At 63.5% G+C, this 20,231-nt stretch carries 15 protein-coding genes; 1 reads left to right on the forward strand and 14 read right to left on the reverse strand.

The genetic code is table 11. From position 1 onward, the window contains the following. The 9 genes from CN311_RS04075 to CN311_RS04115 all read right to left on the reverse strand — a co-directional run. Positions 1–1,962: beta strand repeat-containing protein (locus tag CN311_RS04075; RefSeq protein WP_208866427.1), on the reverse strand; the 1,962-nt coding region annotated here is incomplete at its 3' end. Between the two features lie 502 nt (positions 1,963–2,464). Beyond that, positions 2,465–2,950, reverse strand: a complete 486-nt coding sequence (locus tag CN311_RS04080; RefSeq protein WP_133117128.1) for a hypothetical protein — start codon at positions 2,948–2,950, stop codon at positions 2,465–2,467. 199 nt (positions 2,951–3,149) lie between these two features. Next, the gene (locus CN311_RS04085; protein ID WP_097572115.1) at positions 3,150–4,040 is read right to left on the reverse strand and encodes a hydroxymethylglutaryl-CoA lyase; all 891 of its coding nucleotides are present in this window, start codon (positions 4,038–4,040) and stop codon (positions 3,150–3,152) included. Next, positions 4,024–5,535 (reverse strand): sugar ABC transporter ATP-binding protein, encoded by a 1,512-nt coding sequence (locus CN311_RS04090; protein WP_097572116.1) that lies wholly within the window; start codon positions 5,533–5,535, stop codon positions 4,024–4,026. Before CN311_RS04090 ends, CN311_RS04085 begins: the two co-directional genes overlap by 17 nt. Beyond that, positions 5,528–6,634 carry a strictosidine synthase gene (locus tag CN311_RS04095; protein ID WP_097572117.1) on the reverse strand — a complete coding sequence of 369 codons (1,107 nt, stop codon included), beginning with the start codon at positions 6,632–6,634 and terminating at the stop codon, positions 5,528–5,530. Before CN311_RS04095 ends, CN311_RS04090 begins: the two co-directional genes overlap by 8 nt. Further along, complete coding sequence (locus CN311_RS04100; protein ID WP_097572118.1) at positions 6,634–8,748, reverse strand: ABC transporter permease; 2,115 nt, start codon at positions 8,746–8,748, stop codon at positions 6,634–6,636. The genes CN311_RS04095 and CN311_RS04100 overlap by 1 nt, the downstream gene beginning before the upstream one ends. Before the next feature lie 14 nt (positions 8,749–8,762). Continuing rightward, entirely contained in the window at positions 8,763–9,779 is a 1,017-nt protein-coding gene (locus tag CN311_RS04105) for a sugar ABC transporter substrate-binding protein (protein WP_165779578.1), read from the reverse strand. 38 nt (positions 9,780–9,817) lie between these two features. Further along, positions 9,818–10,825, reverse strand: coding sequence for an ABC transporter permease (locus tag CN311_RS04110; protein WP_097572120.1), 1,008 nt, complete (start codon positions 10,823–10,825; stop codon positions 9,818–9,820). A 3-nt stretch (positions 10,826–10,828) separates the two neighbouring features. Next, entirely contained in the window at positions 10,829–12,148 is a 1,320-nt protein-coding gene (locus CN311_RS04115; RefSeq protein ID WP_097572121.1) for a hydroxymethylglutaryl-CoA reductase, degradative, read from the reverse strand. Positions 12,149–12,291: 143 nt separating this feature from the next. Between CN311_RS04115 and CN311_RS04120 the strand changes: the two genes are divergently transcribed. Next, positions 12,292–13,662: an aminotransferase-like domain-containing protein gene (locus CN311_RS04120; protein ID WP_097572122.1), complete on the forward strand. Its 1,371-nt coding sequence runs from the start codon at positions 12,292–12,294 to the stop codon at positions 13,660–13,662. 274 nt (positions 13,663–13,936) lie between these two features. Here CN311_RS04120 and CN311_RS04125 read toward each other — a convergent pair whose 3' ends face one another. The 5 genes from CN311_RS04125 to CN311_RS04145 form a co-directional block, all read right to left on the reverse strand. Further along, the gene (locus tag CN311_RS04125; RefSeq protein WP_097572123.1) at positions 13,937–14,896 is read right to left on the reverse strand and encodes a D-ribose ABC transporter substrate-binding protein; all 960 of its coding nucleotides are present in this window, start codon (positions 14,894–14,896) and stop codon (positions 13,937–13,939) included. A 32-nt stretch (positions 14,897–14,928) separates the two neighbouring features. Further along, entirely contained in the window at positions 14,929–16,086 is a 1,158-nt protein-coding gene (locus CN311_RS04130) for an ABC transporter permease (RefSeq protein WP_165779579.1), read from the reverse strand. Further along, a complete protein-coding gene (locus tag CN311_RS04135; protein ID WP_097572124.1) occupies positions 16,083–17,630 on the reverse strand; it encodes a sugar ABC transporter ATP-binding protein in 1,548 nt (515 codons plus the stop codon). Before CN311_RS04135 ends, CN311_RS04130 begins: the two co-directional genes overlap by 4 nt. After that, complete coding sequence (locus CN311_RS04140) at positions 17,627–18,292, reverse strand: DUF2291 family protein (RefSeq protein WP_097572125.1); 666 nt, start codon at positions 18,290–18,292, stop codon at positions 17,627–17,629. The genes CN311_RS04135 and CN311_RS04140 overlap by 4 nt, the downstream gene beginning before the upstream one ends. 500 nt (positions 18,293–18,792) lie before the next feature. Then, on the reverse strand, positions 18,793–20,231 hold a 1,439-nt coding region (locus CN311_RS04145), incomplete at its 5' end, for a glycerol-3-phosphate dehydrogenase/oxidase (protein WP_097572126.1).

Below are 20,231 nucleotides of genomic sequence, written 5' to 3' on the forward strand. Positions count from 1 at the left end.
GGCGAGCGCCCCCGCCACGGCTCGCTGGTTGGCGGTTTCGGCGACCGATGTGAAATCTGTATTGTTGCGTGACACGTCGAGGTCGACGGTCCCGCCTCCATAGTGCAGCGCAAGGTCGATGAACGGCATATCGCTTTGAACGTCGGAAAAATTGCCGATCACCTGCGATGCCGAGAGGATCCTGAAGCTGGTCCCCTCGATGGTGAAGTCACCGATCACGGAAACGACGAGGGAGCTTCCCTCAACCGTCGCAGTGCCGTTCACAGTCAACAGACTTGCCCCGGCATTCGGATCCAGCGACAGGCTGTAAGTGGAACCGTGGCCGAGAACGAGATCGCCAGCGACCGACAGCGTGCCACCGTCGTTTTCCCGCGCCAGCGTTCCCGCCACCGTCGTCGCGCCCACCGTGCCGTTGCCGCTCAGGATGGCGCCGGCATCGACTCGGACGGACGAAGCGGCGATAGAGCCTGAAACGCGCAGCTCGCCTTGCTCTACCTCTGTCATCCCGGAATAGGCGTTGACGCCGGCGAGTTCCATGGTGCCGGCGCCGGTCTTGGTTAGGCCGCCGGTCCCACTGGCCGTACCCCCGAAGACAGTGTCGGCATCGTTCCCGCCTGTCGTCAGCCGGGCGGTGGCGAGATCGACCGATCCTGTGCCCGAGAGCGAGCCGATCGTCTGGTCGAAACCGGCGAGGTCAAGCAGCGCTCCGGCGCCGACGATGAAATCCGACCTTGCCGAAAGAGCACCCGCCGCACCTGCCTGCAGGACGCCGCCGCTGACATCCGTTGCCCCGGTATAGGTATTAGGCCCCGAAAGCGTGAGCGTACCGCCGCCCGTCTTGACCAGCGAACCGCCGGTGCCGCCCGACAATCCGCCGTCGACGATGGCGCCATCGACGGTCGTCGACAAATTGTTTCCTCCGACGACGAGGGCGACGCCACCGAGATAATATGTCCCGGGTCCCTGAATCGAGCCGACTTCGATCTGCCCATCGGAGACCCCGGAAAAATCGACCGTTCCGCCCAGGTTCGTCTCCAGCGCGGCGGTGCCGCCCGAGCTCAGCTCGCGAAAAACTGTCCGGCCGGCTGGCCCCGTCACGATGGTGGCAGCGCCCGCTGATGCATTGCCGGAGAAATCCACCAACCCGCCATTGTTGACGGAGGCATTGGCAAGCGTGGCCGAGCCCGAAAGCGTCACGACACCGCTTGCATTGTTGACGACCTCCGCGGTGCCGGCCGAACTGGAGCCGGCAAAATCGAGCTGTCCGCTATTGGCCATGAAAGCCGCCCCGGCAGAGGCATTGCCGGAGAAGGCAACCCCACCGGACTGATTGTTGATGATGCTCGCCGAACCGGCGGTGGCATCGTCCGTGAAGGCGACGTCGCCATTGTTGGTGATTGCCGCGGTGGCGGCTGAACTGTTGCCGGAAAAACCCGTCGCGGCACCCTCATTGTTGGTGATCAGGCTCTGGCCCGCGCTCGAACTCCCTTCAAAGTTCAAGCCGCCATTGTTGGTGATCTGGGCGGTGCCGGCAGTGGCATTTCCCGAAAACGAAACGGTCGCACCGGCATTGCTGACGATGTTTGCCTGTTCGGCACTGGCGTTGCCCTGGAAGGCGATCGCGCCATTGTTGGCGATCGCGGCGTTGCCGCCACCGGCATCATCGTCGAAGGAAATCTTGCCGCCTTCATTGTTCGTGATGTTCGATCCCGCTGCCGTGGATTGGTCGGTGAATTCGATCAGGCTGTCGGCATTGTTGGTCATGAACGCACTCCCCGCCGTCGACTGGTCGGAAAAATGCGCGCTGCCGCCTGAATTGTTTACGATGGTCGCCTGAGCCGCAGTGCTCTGGTCGAGGAATTCCACCCTGTCGTTCTCGTTGTTGGTGATCGCCGCGTCGCCGGCCGATTCGGTTCCCTGATAAGTCGTGACATTACCGCTCGAGGTTGATTCAGGGGCCACGTCATCGGCGGTAATTGCGAAAGGCGCGTTGGCATCACTGGCCGAGGATTTCGGGTTCACATCCGAAGAATGAATCTGGAATGGCTGCGGCGCGTGCTCTTGTGCTCCTGAACTCACAGGCTGGAGCAGGAAAACGGCAGCGAAGGGACAAATAGCCTTTGCAACGGTCGATCTGGCACACATTTCGCCCGATTTTGCCGGTCTGAACAGGCGGGTCATTGGACGTGAAATGGATAGCAGCGGCGAATCATTGTGGAGATGACAATTATTCGAATAGATCCAGCTGTCCAGTCGGCCAAAGTAACTCGAAGATTCTCATCGCCGCACCATAGCAAGATGCCAGCCGTTGCGGGTTACTCTTGAGAAAAGCTCCCGCCAGGCATCCTTTCCAGCCAGAGAGTGAATCGGGAAAGGTTAATCTCGATCGGCGAGGGACCGCACAGCATCGGGGATGGGTGAAAATCTTTTTTGAGGCGGGGGCTTGGGGCCCTCCCCGCTCAAGTCATCTGCGGCCGTCATGCCGAGTGGGATGGCGGTCTATCTCAACAACCCTGTCCCACTCTTTCGCGCAGCCATCGGCAAGAAAGACGGTCATCCGCATGTTGCGCAGCAAGGTGCGCTCCGGCTTGGGATTATCGGCGGCCAGGCTTGGACCTTCCTGCGCCCAGCGGAGCAGCCATACGGCCGCCTGGGATATGTTTTCCGAAACCACCAGATCGGGGATATCGGCAGCGTGGCGGCCTATCACCTCACGCAACTGATGCAGCGCGATCTCGCGCGGTCCACGGCGCGGTTCAATCTGGATGATTGCATGCGCGATCTCAAGAATGCGGGGCGCGAGCGAGCGGGCGAAGGCTTCGCCGTCGAACGAACCGAGCCCGCGCGCCGCCGCAATGCGGCGCGCTGCCAGCAATCCCCAAGCTATGCGGTGCGTGGTCATCTGATCTGTCCTCCTGCTGCCAGCCCATTGGGAGTTGTGCAGCGTCATCCATTTTAGCGATTTGGAAGATTGCTTCCGTGAAGGCGATCACGCTGGCCAAATTGGCATGCGTCCATGTCTCATGCGCCGCTGGCTGAGTGTCCTCGTTTATCGAAGACGGTACTCTCCCCAGGGCGCGCGATCGGTTGCCGCTCGTCGGCGCTTAGACGTTAGATAGGCTTGACCAAGACGTCAGTTCTTTGAACGCTCACGGCTCGCTGAAAAAAGCGCCTTCGGCGAGCATATTTTCCATCTCGGCCAGCAGCGCGCGATTGACCCCGGTCGCAATCCCTCTCGACGCAAAGTGCTCCACCAGCGCGCCGCTGCGAAGATTGCCGGCCGCGCCGGGCGCATAGGGGCAGCCACCCAGGCCACCGGCAGCGGCATCGAAGACCCTGAGCCCGAGTTTCCACGCGGCGTCGACATTGGCGAGCGCCAGGCCGCTGGTGTCGTGGAAGTGGCCGGCCAGCCGCGCAGCCTCGACCTCATCGAGGGCCGCCAGTACCATGGCATGCACACGCTCCGGCGTCGCCCTGCCGATCGTGTCGGCGACGGCGATTTCGGCGCAGCCGAGATCGCGCAGCCGGGCGGCAACCTTTGCGGCCGCGCCGGGTTCGATCGGGCCTTCATAGGGACAGTCGACTGCGCAGGAAACATAGCCCCGCACCGGCAAGGCGTGTTCCGCGGCCAGCGCCATCACCGGCACGAAACGGGCGAGCCCTTCCTCGATCGTGCAATTGGTGTTTCGTTTCGAAAACGTCTCCGAAGCGCTGGTGAACACAGCGAGTTCTTGCGCGCCGGCCGCAATCGCGGCGCGGGCACCTTGCTCGTTGGGCACCAAGGCGGACAGCACAAGACCCGGACGCCGCGCAGCACCCCGCATGACCGCCTCGTGGTCGGCCATCTGCGGCACCCATTTCGGCGAGACGAACGCCGTCGCTTCGATGCGGGCAAAGCCGCAATCGGCCAGCATGCCGATCAGGCGCAGCTTTTCACCGGTCGAGACCAGCCGCTTTTCGTTCTGCAGCCCATCGCGCGGACCGACCTCGACGATCGTGACCTGCCGGTCCCCACCGGGCGTTTCAATGGACGGCCGCATACATGATCTTTTCTTCGGAGGCCTCGTCGATGGTCATCTCCTCGACGATGCGGCCCTGGCGCGCCACCAGGATGCGGTCCGAGAGGTTGAGGATTTCGGGCAGATAGGACGAGATGACGACGACGGCCGCGCCCGCATCGGCAAGCCGCTCGATGATCTGGTGGATCTCGGCGATGGCGCCGACGTCGACGCCGCGCGTCGGCTCGTCGAAGATGATCAGCGACGGCGCCTGGATCAGCGATTTGGCGATGACCACTTTCTGCTGGTTGCCGCCGGAAAGCTCGACCACGCGCGCATTGGCGCCGATAGAGCGGACGTTCATGGTCTCGATCCATGCGGCCGATTGCCGGCGCGCCTCATTGAGGCCGATCACCGAGACCGGGTTGGAGCCCTTGGCCAGTTTGCCGAGGAATACGTTCTGGGCGATGCCCATCGTGTCGAACAGCCCGTCGAGCTTGCGGTCCTCGGTGATGTAGGCGACGCCGCGCCGCACCGCCTGCCGCGGCACGCGGAAGCGCACCACCTCGCCGCGCAGCGTGATGCGGCCGCCATGGAAGAAGTCGCGTTTCAAAACGCCCGCCGCGATCTTCATCATCTCGGTGCGGCCGGCGCCGACCAGGCCGAACAGACCTGTCACCTGGCCGGCAAACACCGACAGCGTGGCGCTGCGCACCGCTTTGCCCATCGAGACGTTTTCGAGCGCCAGCACCTTTTCGCCCGGTGCGCGCGCGACGCGTTTGGCGGCGTCGCCATAGAGCGCATCCGTCAGTTGTCGGCCGACCATCGCCTGGACGATCTTCTCGCGGGTGAGATTGCGGGCTTCGTCGGTGACGATCAGCGCGCCGTCGCGCAGCACGCTGATGCGGTCGGCGATCGACAACGCCTCTTCCAGCGCATGCGAAATGAAGACGATGGAGGCGCCCTCGCCCTTCAGCCGTTCGACCAGGGCGAAGAAGTGCTGCTTTTCCTCCGGCGTCAGCGTCGCCGTCGGCTCGTCGAAGATGAAGATGCGGGCATTGTGGTGGACGGCGCGGGCGATCTCGACCATCTGCTTCTTGGCGGCGCCGAGCGTCGACACCAGCGCGGTCGGCTCGACATGGAAGTTCAGTCGCTGCAAGTGCTGCTGCGCCTTGATGTTGACGCCGCGCAACCGGTTGAAAAAGCTTTCTTCGCCCAGGAAGATGTTCTGGGCGACGTTCATCGACGGGATGAGATTGGTCTCCTGGAACACCATGGCGATGCCGTGTTTCATGGCGTCGCCCGGCGACGAAAAATTGACCGGCTTGCCGTCGATCAGCATCTCGCCGGAGGTCAGCGGATAGAGGCCCGCCAGCACCTTGGTCAGCGTCGACTTCCCTGCGCCGTTCTCGCCGAGCAGCGCATGGACCTCGCCTTGCCGTAGCGTGAAATCGACGTCGCGCACCGCTGCGTTGCCGGCGAAGGCCTTGGTGGCCTTGCGAAACTGGACGATGTCGGTCGCGTGGGGGTCAGTCATGCCGGGCCTCGCCGGATGTCGCGTCGGGCAGGCGCAGCAGCGTGCCGGAGCCGCGCGAGGCGGCGTAGACGCTGCCGCCGTGCTCGCAGACGGAAGTGATGCCATGCATGCTGCCGTCGGCGCGGCTGTGCCAGCTTTCCCTGGGCAGGCCGCTGCCGTCGCAGCGCGCGACGAGGCCGTAGGAGCGCGACGGCGCCCACGGTTTCAGCACGCCCATCTGCCGGACCGAGCCCTGGCTCAGCGGCTGGTCCGGCCGCGCCGACCCGGCGAGCTCCGGTCCGATCCATTCGCCGGGATCGATCGTCGCCATCATCTCGCGGCGATAGTCGTCCTCGCGCAGCACCAGTTCGAAAAGCTGGCGGCGCGGCGCAAACAGCGCCATCCAGAAACCGCCCCTGGAAGCGGGCGACAGGCGTGACGGATAGGCCGGCAGGTCCTCCAGCATCGCTACCGGAAGCGGAGATTTCGGATCGATGGCGACGATGCGGTGGCGCCAGCTTTCGCTGACCGCCAGATGGCCATTGCCGAGCATGACCGCGCCGTTGGGAAATGCCAATCCGGCTGCAAGTTCGCGATGGGAGCCCTCGGCCGAATCGATGGCGAGGACCATGCCGCTGCTGCCGCCTTCCATCAGGTCGCGCTTCCAATCGCGCGCCGGGTGCCTGCGCGAGCCGACACACACGTAAAGCGAGCCATCCGCTGCAAAGACGCCGGCGGTGAGGCAGGATGCGACGTCGCCTGGGAGGTCGACGCGCTTCCAGGCGCCTTGCTGCCCGGTCTGCAGCCCCTCACCCTCGATCCCCACCGCAAGGCGGCCATCGAGCGCCGACGCGACAAAGCTGATCGGCGCCGCGAACTCCGCTATCGCGACAGGCAAGGCAATCGCTCCCCCAAGGTCGAGTCGGAAAAGCGTGTTGCCGCTGCCGCAGAACAGTCCGGCTGGCGACGAGACTAGATTGTCGATCGCCGGAAGCGACACCAGCCGCTCCGCCTCTTCCAGCCGATTGTCCGGCTTGAAGACACCGTCCATGGCCGGCACGCTGATGCCGGCATCATCCGTCGAAAACAGCCGGCGGACGAATGCGCCCAGGCCCGCCATCAGCGCTTCCCCCAATAGTCGTCATGCGCCGTCCATTGCGGATCGGCGCCTTCGATGCGGACGCGACCGATGCGGTTGTTGGAGACGCCGCCGAGATAGAGCCAGCCCTTGTGCTCGCAGGTCGAAGTGATCGACGGATGGTTCTCGCCGGCCTCGTCCCACAGTGCATCGATGATCTCGCCGGTTGCCGAAACGCGCAGCACGCAGCCGCGATTGATGTTGGGAAACAGCCACTCATCGGCGGCGATCCGCTTGGCCATGCGCCGGCGAAAACCCGGCTTGCGCATGGCGAGATCGAAGGTTTTGGTGCGCATGCCGAGCAGCGCGATCCAGTAGGTGCCGTCCGAGCCGCGGTTGAGATTGTCGGGGTAGCCTGGCAGATTGTCGAGGAAGACTTCATGCTTGCCCTTGTCCGGTCCGTCGAACCAGTAGCGGCTGATGCGGCATGCCCATGTCTCGGCAAAGAGCAGCGACTGGCCGTCGCGGCAGATGGTAACGCCATTGGGGAAGATCAGGCCACGCAGGATGGTGCGGGTGGCGCCGGTCCTCGGGTCGTGGCAGATCAGCCGGCCGTTGCCCCTGCCCTCCAGCGCATCGACCGCCCATTCCGACATCTCGTAGCGGATCGTCGCCTCGCTGAAGAAGATGCGCCCATCCGGCGCGATGTCGAGATCGTCGGGAAGCCGCAGGCGTGAATCGTCGATCACCGACAGCAGGCTGCGGTTGGTTTCGTCGGTAACCTTCGTCACCTTTCTGTCCGGCGAGACGCGATAGACGCCCATGCCGCCGACGCAGGTGAGCAGATCGCCATTCGGCGCGAAGGCGAGACCCAGCGGATGACCGCCGATACGGGCGAAGACCTCGTTCCGCGCATAATCGGGAGCAAGAAACCGCACGATCGTGCCGTGACGCGTGCCTGTATAGAGATTGTCGTCACGGTCGAGCACGACGTCTTCAGGACCTTCGACCGCGCCGAGCCCGATGAGTTCCGCCGCGCCAAGCCTGTCATTGACGGCAAGCACGTCGGTTCCAGTTGGCGGCATCAAATTCGGCAGCTTCAGATAGGTCGGCGAGACATAGACCTTGCTCAACAACTTGCCGCGGTTCTTCACCCATTTCGCATCGAACAGCACGGCGGCGATCAGCACCAGGCCGAGGATCAGCTGGTTGACCGAACCAGGCATCGACAGGCGGATGAGGCCGCTGGTCAGGATCAGCACCAGGATGGAGCCGATCACCGCATTGCCGACCGAACCCCGGCCGCCACCCAGCGAAACGCCGCCAAGCACCACGGCTGTAAGCACGGAAATCTCCAGCCCGATGCCGGTGTCGGCGCCGGTGCTGCCGAGCCTGGCGGAAAAGAGAAAGGCGGCGATCGCCGTCAGCAGGCCCGACGCCACATAGGCGAGGCAGACGGTCAGCTTTACGTTGATACCGGCATTGTAGGCGGAGCGGCGCGCGCCGCCGACTGCGCGCAACCGCCATCCCGGCCTCAGCCGCGACAGGACGACATGCACGCCGATGGCGATGACGGCGAAAATGGCGAAAGAGACGGGCAGGCCGTAGACGGTGCCGAAGCCGATCAGGTCCCATGTCGGGGAGACCGGCATCGAGCCGACGATCGCGCTGGCAAGCCGGGGAAAGATGATGTCGTAGAGCGCCCGGTAGATGACCAGCGTCACCAGCGTGGTGATGAAGGCGCGCAGCCTGAGATAGCCGATCAGCACCCCGTTGAGCAGCCCGCAGGCGAGGCCAGTGGCAAGCGTCGCGGCCAGCGCCACGCCGACCGGCAGGCCGAGCACATTCATCGACACCAGGGCGGCCAGCACGCATAGCGCAAACACCGAACCGACCGAGAGGTCGATGCCGCCCGACAGGATGACGATGGTCAGCGCCAATGCGATCAGGCCGAATTCCGACACCTGGCGGGCAAGATCGGTGAGATTGGCGACCGTGAGATAGCCGGGAACGATCCAGGTCATGACGAGGATCGTGACCACCAGCGCCAATGCCGGAATGACATTGTCGATCCAGCTCTTGGTCAGCAACTCGCCGAACAGGCGGTCGGGCAAAAGCCGGTACCGCAGCCGTGAAAGCGCATCGCTGGTGGCCATAAGTCAGGAATTCCCTACTTCAGATCGTCCAGCGTCCAGCAATTGCGCTGGTTCACGTTGGCCTTGGTGATCTGTGTCAGCGGGTTGAAGTAGAGCGTCTTGTTCTCGCCGGCCGTGCCATCCGAAAGCAGCAGCCTTGCGATCTCCGCATTCAGGATTTCGCCTTGCAGCGGCACGTTGTAGCTGATGTAGAGGTTGAACAGGCCCTTCTCGACATTCTCGCAGCCGACCTTGTTGCCACCGCCGCTGGTGACGAGGAAGACCTGGTCGCCCTTGCCGGCCTGCTGGATCGCCGACGCCGTGCCGGTATCCTGATTGTCCCAGATGCCGATGGCGCCGCACAGGTCCGGGTGCTGCTGCAGCACCGTTTCCATGATCGAGCGCGCCTTTTCCGGATTGTATTCGGTGGCTTGCTGCGAAACCACCTGGATATCGGGATGCTGGTTTAGCACACGATAGATGCCGTCGAGTTGGAACACGTCGGACGCTGCCGTTGGCACACCGGTATCGATGGCAACCTTGGTCGAGGCGCCCTTGCCGGGGCTGCATTTGTCGACCACGGCCTGCGCCGCCTGTTCGCCGATCTCGGTCCAGTCGGCGCCGACATAGGAATCGGTCTGGGTGTTCGATTCCAGGTTGATCTGCACCACCTTGATGCCGGCGGCCTGCGCCTGCGCGAGCAGGCGGGCGTAGGACTGGATGTCGGGATTGTGCGCGACGATCAGGTCCGGCTTTTCGCTGATCAGCGATTGCAGCGCGCGGGTTCCCGCATCGGTGCTCCAGGCGGGGTCGCGGATCTCGAAATCATATTTGAGGCGCTTGGCCTGCTGGCGCATCACCGCCGCCCAGCCTTCGGTCAGGTCGAAGCCCATCGACAGCGGCAGGAAGACGACCTTCTTGCCTTCCAGCGTCTTGCGGAACGTCGTCGAGCGCGGATTTTCCAGGCCCTTGTCCTGGGCGCTGGCGGTGACGATGCCGGCAAGCGCGATGCAGGCCGCGGCCAGCCATTTTGTCGTTTTCAGAAGTCGCATGGTTTCCTCCCATTGCATTTTGGCGTTGAAATTAAGTGTCAGAGATCCCCCTGTTGGGATGTCTGCTCGTCGCGCGGATTGACGAGCGAATCGATGACGATGGCCAGAAGCAGGACCACGCCCTTGACGAGGTTCTGGATCGTGTAAGGGATGTTCATGATCGTCATGCCGTTGAGCAGGATGCCGACGAAGATCGTGCCCAGAATGACGTTGCGGACCTTGCCGTGACCGCCGTTCAGGCCGATGCCGCCCAGGACGACGACCAGAAGGATGTCGTAGATCATCGTCGAATTGAAAAGCCGGGCATTGATCGCCGACGCCGACGAGGCAAGCACGAGCCCGGCGCCGTAGGCGATCAGCGCACTGATCGCATATTGCGCAACGATCATCGGCCGGTTGGAAATGCCGGTGATTCTGGCCGCGCCCGGATTGTTGCCCATCGCATAGGTCTGCCAGCCGAACCGCGTACGGCTGAGCACAAGGTGCAGCGCCAGGCAAAGCACGCCAAACACCACCACCGTTACCGGAACGCCGAGGATGCGGCCCTGGCCGATGAGCGAGAACCATCCTGCGTCCGGCGGCACATTCTGCATCTCCAGGGTGAAGAAGAAGGTGCGGCCAAGGCCGTAGATGACCGAGCCCGCGGCCAGCGTCGCGAAGATCGGCGCGACCTCGCCGAAGGCGATCAGCACCCCGATCAACACGCCGGCGACCACCGCAAACAGCGCGCCGACCAGCAGAGCGAATTCCAGCGAGTAACCCGAGCGGGCGATGACGAAGGCCCAAGACACAGACACCACCATCGTCGCGATCATCGAAACGTCGATGCCCCTGGCGATGACGACCAGGGCCATGCCGAGCGCCAGGATGCCGAGGATCGAGACGCTCCTGATCAGGGCGAGAATATTGCCCGGGCTAAAGAAGGACGGCAGCAGCAACGAGAACAGCACGAAGGCCAGCACCGCCAGCACCAGCACGATGCCTTCCTGGCTCTTGAGCAGGCTGGAAAGCCGTGCCTGATTTCCGTGTGCAGCCGCCTCGCTCACCGCTCAGGCCTTCTCTTTGCCAAGTCTGAGGAGGATTTCCCTGGCGCGATCGACGCGCACATCGTGGTCGGCCGCGAGTTCCCTAGCCACCGTATCGATATCCGCGCCGCTCGCGCCCGCCACGATGGCGATATTGCGGGCATGCAGCGCCATGTGTCCGCGCTGGATGCCCTCGGTGGCCAGTGCCCTGAGCGCTGCCATGTTCTGCGCCAGCCCGACCGCAACGGTGACCTCGGCAAGCTCCTGCGCTGTCGTCACGCCGAGCAGTTTCAGCGCCGCGCGTGCCGCCGGATGCGTCTTGGTGGCGCCGCCGACCATGCCCAGCGCCATCGGCATTTCCAGCGTGCCCATGAGATTGCCAGCGGCGTCGATCTCCCAGCGGCTCAACGACGTATAGCGGCCGCTGCGCGTCGCCCAGGCATGGGCGCCGGCCTCGATCGCCCGCCAGTCATTGCCGGTCGCGACCACGACCGGATCGATGCCGTTCATGATGCCCTTGTTGTGCGTGGCCGCCCGGTAGGGATCGACGATCGCCAGCGAGCAGGCCTCGACGATGCCGGCGGCCATGCGTTCGCCGGTGAACTCCTTCGTCGCCAACGCCTTTGGCGTCAGCCGCACCCGCGCCCGCGCCAGCCTGAGGTCGGCCAGGTTGGAGAGGATGCGCAGCCGGACGGTACCGCCCGAAATGCGCTCGATCATCGGCGCGACAGCCTCGGCCATGGTGTTGACCGTGTTGGCGCCCATCGCGTCGCGCACGTCGACGAGAAGGTGCAGCACCACCATCGGCCCGACGGCGGTGTCTTCGAACACCTGCACCTCGATCTCGCGGCAGCCGCCGCCGAGCCCGATCAGCACCTGGTCCTTTTCATTGGCGGCGGCGATGATCTGGTCGCGGGCGGACAAAAGCCTGGCGCGCGCGCCATGCGGATCGGACAGGCGGAGGATCTGCACCTGCGCCCGCATGATCGGTGCGGTGCTCGATGTCTCGAAGCCGCCACAGCCACGCGCAATGCGCGCCATATAGGAAGCAGCGGCGACCACCGACGGCTCTTCCACCGCCATCGGGATGAGGTAGTCGCGACCGTTGATGGTGAAATTGGTGGCGACGCCGAGCGGTATCTCGAAGGTGCCGACCACATTCTCGATCATGCCATTGGCGAGATCGAGGGGCAGGACGCCGCCACGCAAGGCATCGCGATCCGCCTGCGCAAGACGCGCGGCATCGCCGACTGCCGTCAGGCGATCGGCCGGCGACAGGTCGCGGAATTTCTCGATGCGGGAATTCAGCCGCGGCTCGACACCACTGTCCTGGACAGCCCCCATCACGATTCGCCTCCCTAAATGCTTGTCGTAGAGGCAGCTATCATTTAACTGATACCATCTATCAAGGTACAGTTTTAGGAAACAGCAACAAACTGTACCAGTTCATTTCCGGGCACGCAGCCCCCATCGGAGGATGTTCTGAAATGACGCGCGCCGAGGCCGTGGCGGCAGAGATCAGGAGGCGCATCGAGGCCGGTTCCCTCACCGTCGGCGCCAAGCTTCCGTCGATACGCAAGGCCGCCGGGCAATTCGACGTTTCCAAGAACACCATCGTCGACGCCTATGACCGGCTTGTCTCCGCGGGCATCGCTATTTCCCGGCCCGGCGCCGGTTTCACGGTCGCCGAACGCCGTCGGCAGACGCCGAGCGAACGTCCGCGCCATGTTGCGGAGGCGGTCGACATCGCCTCGCTGCTCAACGCGCAACTGGAGGAGAGCTTTTCGATCCGTGTCGGCGACGGGCGCCCGCCCGCCTCATGGATGGAGGAATCGGAAGTGCGCCGCCATCTCGGGCTGCTCGGCCGGCACCAGCGCTCCAGCAGCGATGGCTATGGTTCTGCAATGGGCCTGCCGGCGCTGCGCGAGCGGCTGGCTTTCGACCTGATGGAACGCGAGGTGCAGGCGTCCCCGGAACAGATCCTGCTGACCTTCGGCGCCAACCACGCGCTCGACCTGATCATCCGCCGCTTTCTCGTCGCCGGCGACACGGTGCTGGTCGACGATCCCGGCTACTACCCGCTGTTCGCCAAGCTGAAGCTGGCGCAGATCCGCATGGTCGGCGTGAAGCGGACGCCGACCGGCCCTGACCTTGAGGACCTCGCCGGCAAAGCCGAGCGTGAGCGTCCAAAACTGTTCTTCACGCAATCGCTGGCGCACAATCCAACCGGCAGTTCCACCAACCTGCCGACCGCCCATTCGATCCTGACGATCGCCGCGCGCTGCGACATGCTGGTGGTCGAGGACGACCCGTTCGTCGATCTGCCGACGGTGCGTGGCGTCGGCCTGGCGCCACTCGATCAGTTGCAGAACGTCATCTGCGTACGCACCTTTGCCAAGACGCTATCGGCCAGCCTGCGCTGCGGTTATATCGCCGCGCGTCCCGACCTCATCGCCTCGCTGGCTGAATTGAAGATGCTGACCACGGTCAACAGTTCCGGGCATATCGAGCGGCTGATCCTCGGACTGATCAACGAAGGCCATTACCGCAGGCATCTGAAGCGGCTTGGACAGCGTGTGCGCCAGGCCACTGAGATGGTGGTTCCCCGCCTGCTGAAAAGCGGACTGAAGCTGTTCGCCGAGCCGACCGGGGGCTACTATGTCTATCTCGAACTGCCGTCGCATATCGACGATATCGAACTCGCCCGCCAGGGCGCGCGCGAAGGCATCTTCATCGCCCCAGGCAGCGTCTTTGCACCGGCAAAGCAGACGGCAGCGGCCGGAATACGCATCAACATCGCCTGGGCGGAAGATTCTAGATTCTATGATTTTCTCTTCCGCGTCACCCAGCAGCGGTGAAATCGACACCTGCCGGCCACGCGGATCCTCAATAGAAAAAGGCCGGACTGTTAAGTCCGGCCAAGCATGAAGGTTTAAAACCTCCAGAGGGGAACGCGTCGGATGCAATGGGAGGAGACATCCGACGCAACGCTTATATGGGTCAGCACATGTGATGTTTCAACGACGGCACGGTAGGCCACATCGGTCCACTCCATAGAGCCACCAAGGCATACGAGACTATCACGACCGCCGTCCGGGAGGAGTGTCCCCGAAGGACACTCCTCCCGCGTTCTTACTCGGAGAGCGTGAAGGGCGCCGTGTACTTGTCGACATTGTCCTTGGTGATGAGCAGGCAGTCGAACAACTGCTTCTCGGTCGCGGCTCCGGTCTTTCCGGTCTTGATGAAAGAGTCGGCCTGCTGCACGGCCTTCGCCGAGTAGACGGCCACCGGCTGGAGCACGGTGTATTGCAGGTCGCCCGCCTTGATCGCGGCGACGGCGTCCGGCGAACCGTCAAAGCCGCCGACCTTGATGCTCGACAGTTTTCCGGCCTCTTTCAATGCGGCGATCGCGCCGAGCGCCATCTCGTCATTGCCGCTGGTCACGCCGATGATATCGGGATGGGCCTGCAGCAGGCTCTGCATCTTGTCATGGCCCTGGGTGCGGTCCCAGTTGGCGACTTCGGAGCCGACCTTCTTGAGGTCCGGGTACTGGCTGATCACGGTCTCGTAGCCGTTTGACCGCGTGGCGGCGTTGTTGTCGGACGGAGCGCCCAGCAGTTCGACATAATTGCCCTTTTCGCCGATATCAGTCACCCATTGCTGCGCCCCCAGAGCTGCGCCCTGGGCGTTGTTGGAAACGAGCTGCGCCTTGGCGAGGCCCTCCTGGTTGATCTCGGCATTGACGAGAAAGACCGGGATGTTCGCGGCAATCGCCTTCTTCACGGCGCCGATGGATCCGCTGGCGTCGGCGGGATCGAGGATGATGGCCACGGATTTGTTGGTGATCGCGGTGTCGATCAGTCTGCTCTCCGTATTGGTGTCGGCTTTCGAGGCGCCGACCGTCGCGGTGTAGCCGAGTTTCTCGGCCTCGGCCTTGGCGACGTTGCCTTCGGTCAGCCAGTACGGGTTCGCCGGATCGATGACGATGATCGAGATCAGACCTTCAGCCGACGCCGCGGTCACCGACCCTGCGAGGACCGGAGCGGCCAGCGCAAAGGCGGTGAGCATCAGAATTCTTGCCTTGCCGTACATGAAATTTCCTCCTTGGTTGTTGATGGTGCCGGTCACCCGGCAATCTTCTCGTGAGCGGGATCGGCCGTTCGAGCCTTGCCTTGTTGCGGAGAAGTCGAAGGGCCGTCGGTCGGGCCAGGCAGCCTGACGCGACGGCGATACTGGATGGCGTTGAGCAGCACCGCCAACACGATGACCGCGCCGGTGAACACTGTTTGCCAATAGGCGGACACGCCGATGATCACGAGGCCATCTGAGAGAAAGCCGATGACGAAGGCCCCGACCAGCGTTCCACGGATATTGCCACGACCGCCGGTGAGCGCGGCGCCGCCGATGACGACGGCCGCGATTGCCGTCAGTTCGTAGGAATTGCCGGCGGTCGGCCCCGCCGAGGTCAGTTCCGAGGACAGGATGAGGCCGGCCACCGAGGCGCAGATGCCGGAGAGCATGTAGACAGCCACCTGGACTTTTTTCACCGGCACGCCGGAGAGCTCGGCGGCGCGCTCATTGCCGCCGGAGGCATAGAGCCAGCGGCCGAAGGCGGTGCGATTGAGGATGATGCTGCCGATGATGGCGATGACCGCCATGACCAGCACGCCGATCGGAACCCCGAACAGCCGGTTGAAGCCCAGCCAGTCGAAGCCGGTATTGCCGAGCTCCGGCTTGCCGCCAAGGTCGTTGTAGGTCAGGCCGTTGGTCATCAGCAACGCCGCGCCGCGCACCACATAGAGCATGCCCAGCGTGGCCACGAAGGCCGGCACTTTCAGCCATGCGATGAGGACGCCGTTGACCAGGCCGACCAGCGCGCCCAGCACACACACCAGCACCACAACCACCCAGACGGGAGGAAACAGCACGACGCCAAGCGTTTGCAACTGCACGCCCTGCATGAGGAATCCGGCGATGACCCCCGACAGGCCGAGTGTCGACCCCACCGACAGGTCGATGCCGCCATTGAGGATGACCAGCAGCATGCCGACCGCCAAGATGCCGAAGATGGCGACATGCGAGGCCATGGTGAGGAAATTGCCGAGCGAAAAGTAATAGGGCGACAGCATCGAGAAGACGACGATGATCACGATCAGCGCGAGGAACGCCCGGCCCTCCAGCAACAGCTTGGCCAGGCTGAAGCCACCGCTCGATGTCTTTGGGCCGGAGCGGCTGCGGTTCTGGCTGACATCGGTCACGGTCTGGGCTCCTGTATTCTTCATGACGAGGCAACCACGGCCTCGCCCGAGGCGGCCATGATCTGCTCTTTCGTGACATCGGCGCCGAACTCGGCCGAAATCCTGCCCCGACGCATGACGATGATCCGGTGCGCGATACCAAGGCATTCGGCGACTTCCGAAGTCGAGAACACGACCGCGAGCCCCTGGGCGGCCCGCTCGGCAAGCAGCCGGAACACTTCCGCCTTGGCGCCGACGTCGATGCCGCGGCTGGGCTCGTCCAGGAGCATGACCTTGGGGTTGGTCGTCAGCATCTTGCCGATGACGACCTTCTGCTGATTGCCGCCGGACAGTGATCCGATGGGCGCGCCTCCGCCTGCGGTCTTGACCCGCACGTCGCGTATGGAACGCTCGACCAGCGAGCGCTCCCGCGACCGGGACAGGAACATCCCGGTAACGAAGGCGCCAATGCTGGCCAGCGACAGATTGGCCCCCACGGACATCGTCTGGACCAGACCGTCGCGTTGCCGGTCCTCGGGCACCAGCACCAGCCCCCTTGATATGCGTTCGGCAATGCCGAGGCGGGAGATGTCCTCGCCCTCCAGCAGAACCCGCCCGCCCGTCACCGGCAGGCGTCCGGCGACACATTCCAGCAATTCCGTGCGCCCGGCGCCCATCAGCCCGTAGATGCAGACGATCTCGCCGGCACGGACATCGAGCGACAGCCGGTCGACGACCAGACGGTCCGAACCCGAGCTATCGGCGATGCTCACATCCTCGATCGACAAGGCGACCTCGCCAAAGGCGTAGCCGGCGGGCGGCGATCCCAGGTCGAAGTTCTCGCCCACCATGTTGCGGACGATCCATTCGAGATCGATATCCTTCGCTTTGGACGTGGCCGTGATCGTTCCGTCCCGCAGCACCACCGCGTGGTCGGTGATCTGCAGCGCCTCCTCGAGATGATGGGAGATGTAGACGATCGAGACGCCGCGGGCGGTCAGGTCCCGGATCACGCGGAACAGCACCTCGACCTCGGTCGCACTCAGCGCGGACGTCGGCTCATCCATGATCAGTATACGCGAATCCACCGACAGCGCGCGCGCGATCTCGACAATCTGCTGCTGCCCAAGGCGCAGATCCTGCACCAGGGTCAGCGGATCGATGTCTTCCTCGAGATCGGCCATCAGCAGTCGCGTCTGACGAGCCTCCTCGGCGAAGTCGAGGCCGGTCCGCCCGCGCAACTCGCGACCCATAAAGATGTTGTCGCGCACGCTCAGATTGGGCGCGAGGCTCAATTCCTGATGGATTATCGAGATGCCGCGGTCCCGCGCATCGACAGTCGACGAGAAAGCGACGGGACGGCCATCGAGTTCGATGCTTCCCGATGTCGGCGTCTCGACACCGGAGAGTATCTTCATCAGCGTCGACTTGCCGGCGCCATTCTCTCCGAACAGCGTGGTGACCTCACCACGGCGGATGTCGAAATTGACGCCCTTGAGAGCGTGCGTGCCGCCATAGGATTTTACGATGTTGCGCGCCGCGAGCACGGTGTCCGCTGGAGCCGGCTCGAATTGAGCTGCCGCATTCATTGAACGCTCAGCTTCACGGGCGTGACGAGCCAGCCTTTGGGGTTGACCAACTTGAAGACGCCGACGACCGAGACCGTCTTGCCGGTGAGCTTGGTGTTGTCGATGGTCGACAGGACCTGCTTCTTCATCTCGTTGTTCAGGGCCGATCCGGCGTTCTGATACTCGATCTGGTTGGTGAATTGGCCAAATGTGATCGTACCGGTGGCATCGCGCAGGTCGGTTCCGTTGATCGCCGGTCCGGTCTGCACCCGAATGACCAGGGTGCTCGGAACATCGTCGACCTTGACGGCATAGATGCCGGACTTCCCTTCGCCGACGACGCCGGTGAACTTGACGGAGAACTCCGTCCCGACATTGGCCGGCACGCCATATTGCTTCTCCGCCGCGGCCTTGTCCTTGGCGATGGCCGACGCCAGAACACCGGCGGCCACCGCGCGCTGGTCGACGGCGGACTGGATATTCGGAAACTCGGACTTGCCAAATGCCTCCGGCGAAAACGCAGCCTTGCGCGCGTCTTCCGCCGAACCGATTACGACGACCTTGGTGTCGAGAGCCATGGCGGTCAGCAAGGTGAGGATTGCGGCCGCGGCGACAATCCAGCGAACCCCAGGCCATCGCGCGCCCGGCGTCACGCGCCGATTGATCGTGGACTGCGAGCTCATGGCGCGACGACCACGAGCAGCTCACGACCACGACTGGCGGCGTTGCTGGATTTCATTCCATCTCCTCCCGAGATGATATTATTATCTTCAGTTGAAAAATTTTTCACGCGTTCGTGTCGTTGTCAATCGACCTTCGAGAGTTTCAGCATACAAACGGCGCCATCGAGACCCCTTGCCGCGCAGCAATTGATCGTGACCGGGAACCAGCAGCCAGTGTTCGGAGGCTGCATGGTCTTGCGACTGCATACGCCGGTTCGTCAGCCAACCGCCTAGGCAAGAAATTCCTCACGAGCCGAAACCGTCCCTACAGGTCCAAGCCCAAGCACAAAATCGACCATACAATAGTGTTAAGTTCACGTCAAGATGTGTGATATTTTGCTCGCCCCCCCAACGCACCCGGAGAAGCAAAACCCACCAGAGAACATTAACATACTGTTTTTATGTGATTTTTTCGAAGACAGGATGTTGCGGCGACCCGTCGGCCACGGTCAGCGAGCAGATCACAATCGCACGAGATTTTTGTCGCCGAGTTGCGCGACAGCGGCGTCGAGCTCATCCGAAATCCGCTGCGAACCCCAATTCCGAGCCCGGCCCGCAATGGCGGCGATCTGCTTCAAATCGCCCATGGTCAGGGAACCGCCAATGGCGAGTGTCGTGCGCCGCATGACGATATCGGTGAGATGCTCGACGAATTCGTTGCGGACGATGTAGTCGATTTCGGACGTGCCGTAGTCGCTCGCCCCCGGCAGGCGATCTTCATTGCTCCACGGGCTTTGGTGGCGGGCGATCCGCAACGCCTTGGTTCCATAGCGCGACAGAAGCTGGTCGAGACGACGCTGGTCGGCGCCTGTAGCCGACCTGGCCTCGGCCAGCCAGGCGGTCCGGGCGGCCGCCTCGGTTGGAAAATCCTTGCCGCCGCCGATCGCCATCGATCGTGTGGTCACCTTGCGGCCGCGTCCCAGCCGATCGAGCACCGTGTCGGCAACCTCTTCGGCAAAGCCGCGAAACGTCGTCCATTTGCCGCCGACCAGGGAGATGATCGGAAACGGACGCGAAGGCTCCGGCTCGACGACCGGCGCCGAATGGTCCCTGCTGATCAAGCCGGGAACAGAGGCATCGGAGGCCGGCAAGGGCCTGATGCCGCTATAGGCATAGACGATCTGGTCGCGTCCGAAGCTCATGCCAGGCAGCAGCGCTCGAACGCTTTCGAGCAGATAATCGATCTCCTGCGGCTCGCAGCGCACCGTGTCGGGATTGTCGGCCTGGATGTCGGTCGAGCCGACGAGCGCGAGACCGAGATAATCGTAGACAAGGCAGATGCGGCCGTCATCGGCTTCGAAATAGAGCATGCGGCCCGCCAGGCTTCGCACCAGTTCGTCGTGCTTTAGCAAGATGTGCGAGCCCTTGGTGCCGCCGATCATTTTCGACGGCGCGCCGAGCAAGGCGTTGACGTCGTCGATCCACGGACCGGCGGCATTGACGACCAGTTTCGGCCGCACCGAAAACACGCCGCCATCCTCGGACTGGCCCCCGTCTTTTGACTGGCCTCCGCCTTTTGACTGAAAAGTCAGCACGCCATTGGACGACGAAACCAGCGCCGTGTAGTTGGCGGCCGCGGCGAGCATATTTGCCGCCAATCCGTCGGTGATCAGCTCGAGCACCAGCCTTTCGGGATGACTGATCTTGGCGTCGTAATAGGTGCCGGTGGCGACGATCGACCTGGTCAGCGCCGGCATGTCGCGCAGCGCCCGTCGCCGTCCAACCAGCCGGTGGCGCGGCATCACCCTGTGCCGCGATCCGTAAAAATCGTAGATCGCCAGACCGATCTTGATGAGGATGGCGCCGCGGCTGCGCGGCGCGCTGGTCGAGCCCAGCAGTGTGCGCAGCGCCGCCCACATGCCTTTGCTCCAGGAAAAGATCGGGATGACCGTCGGCAGCG

The sequence above is a fragment of the Mesorhizobium sanjuanii genome, assembly GCF_002529485.1.
Taxonomy (GTDB): Bacteria; Pseudomonadota; Alphaproteobacteria; order Rhizobiales; family Rhizobiaceae; genus Mesorhizobium; species Mesorhizobium sanjuanii.

Excerpts from the sequence above, each read along its gene's own strand:
- CN311_RS04140 (WP_097572125.1), bottom strand. The coding sequence starts at position 18,292 with ATGAGCTCGCAGTCCACGATCAATCGGCGCGTGACGCCGGGCGCGCGA.
- CN311_RS04135 (WP_097572124.1), bottom strand. The coding sequence starts at position 17,630 with ATGAATGCGGCAGCTCAATTCGAGCCGGCTCCAGCGGACACCGTGCTC.
- CN311_RS04090 (WP_097572116.1), bottom strand. The coding sequence starts at position 5,535 with ATGACTGACCCCCACGCGACCGACATCGTCCAGTTTCGCAAGGCCACC.
- CN311_RS04100 (WP_097572118.1), bottom strand. The coding sequence starts at position 8,748 with ATGGCCACCAGCGATGCGCTTTCACGGCTGCGGTACCGGCTTTTGCCC.
- CN311_RS04080 (WP_133117128.1), bottom strand. The coding sequence starts at position 2,950 with ATGACGCTGCACAACTCCCAATGGGCTGGCAGCAGGAGGACAGATCAG.
- CN311_RS04130 (WP_165779579.1), bottom strand. The coding sequence starts at position 16,086 with ATGAAGAATACAGGAGCCCAGACCGTGACCGATGTCAGCCAGAACCGC.
- CN311_RS04115 (WP_097572121.1), bottom strand. The coding sequence starts at position 12,148 with ATGGGGGCTGTCCAGGACAGTGGTGTCGAGCCGCGGCTGAATTCCCGC.
- CN311_RS04085 (WP_097572115.1), bottom strand. The coding sequence starts at position 4,040 with ATGCGGCCGTCCATTGAAACGCCCGGTGGGGACCGGCAGGTCACGATC.
- CN311_RS04095 (WP_097572117.1), bottom strand. The coding sequence starts at position 6,634 with ATGGCGGGCCTGGGCGCATTCGTCCGCCGGCTGTTTTCGACGGATGAT.
- CN311_RS04120 (WP_097572122.1), top strand. The coding sequence starts at position 12,292 with ATGACGCGCGCCGAGGCCGTGGCGGCAGAGATCAGGAGGCGCATCGAG.
- CN311_RS04105 (WP_165779578.1), bottom strand. The coding sequence starts at position 9,779 with ATGCGACTTCTGAAAACGACAAAATGGCTGGCCGCGGCCTGCATCGCG.
- CN311_RS04125 (WP_097572123.1), bottom strand. The coding sequence starts at position 14,896 with ATGTACGGCAAGGCAAGAATTCTGATGCTCACCGCCTTTGCGCTGGCC.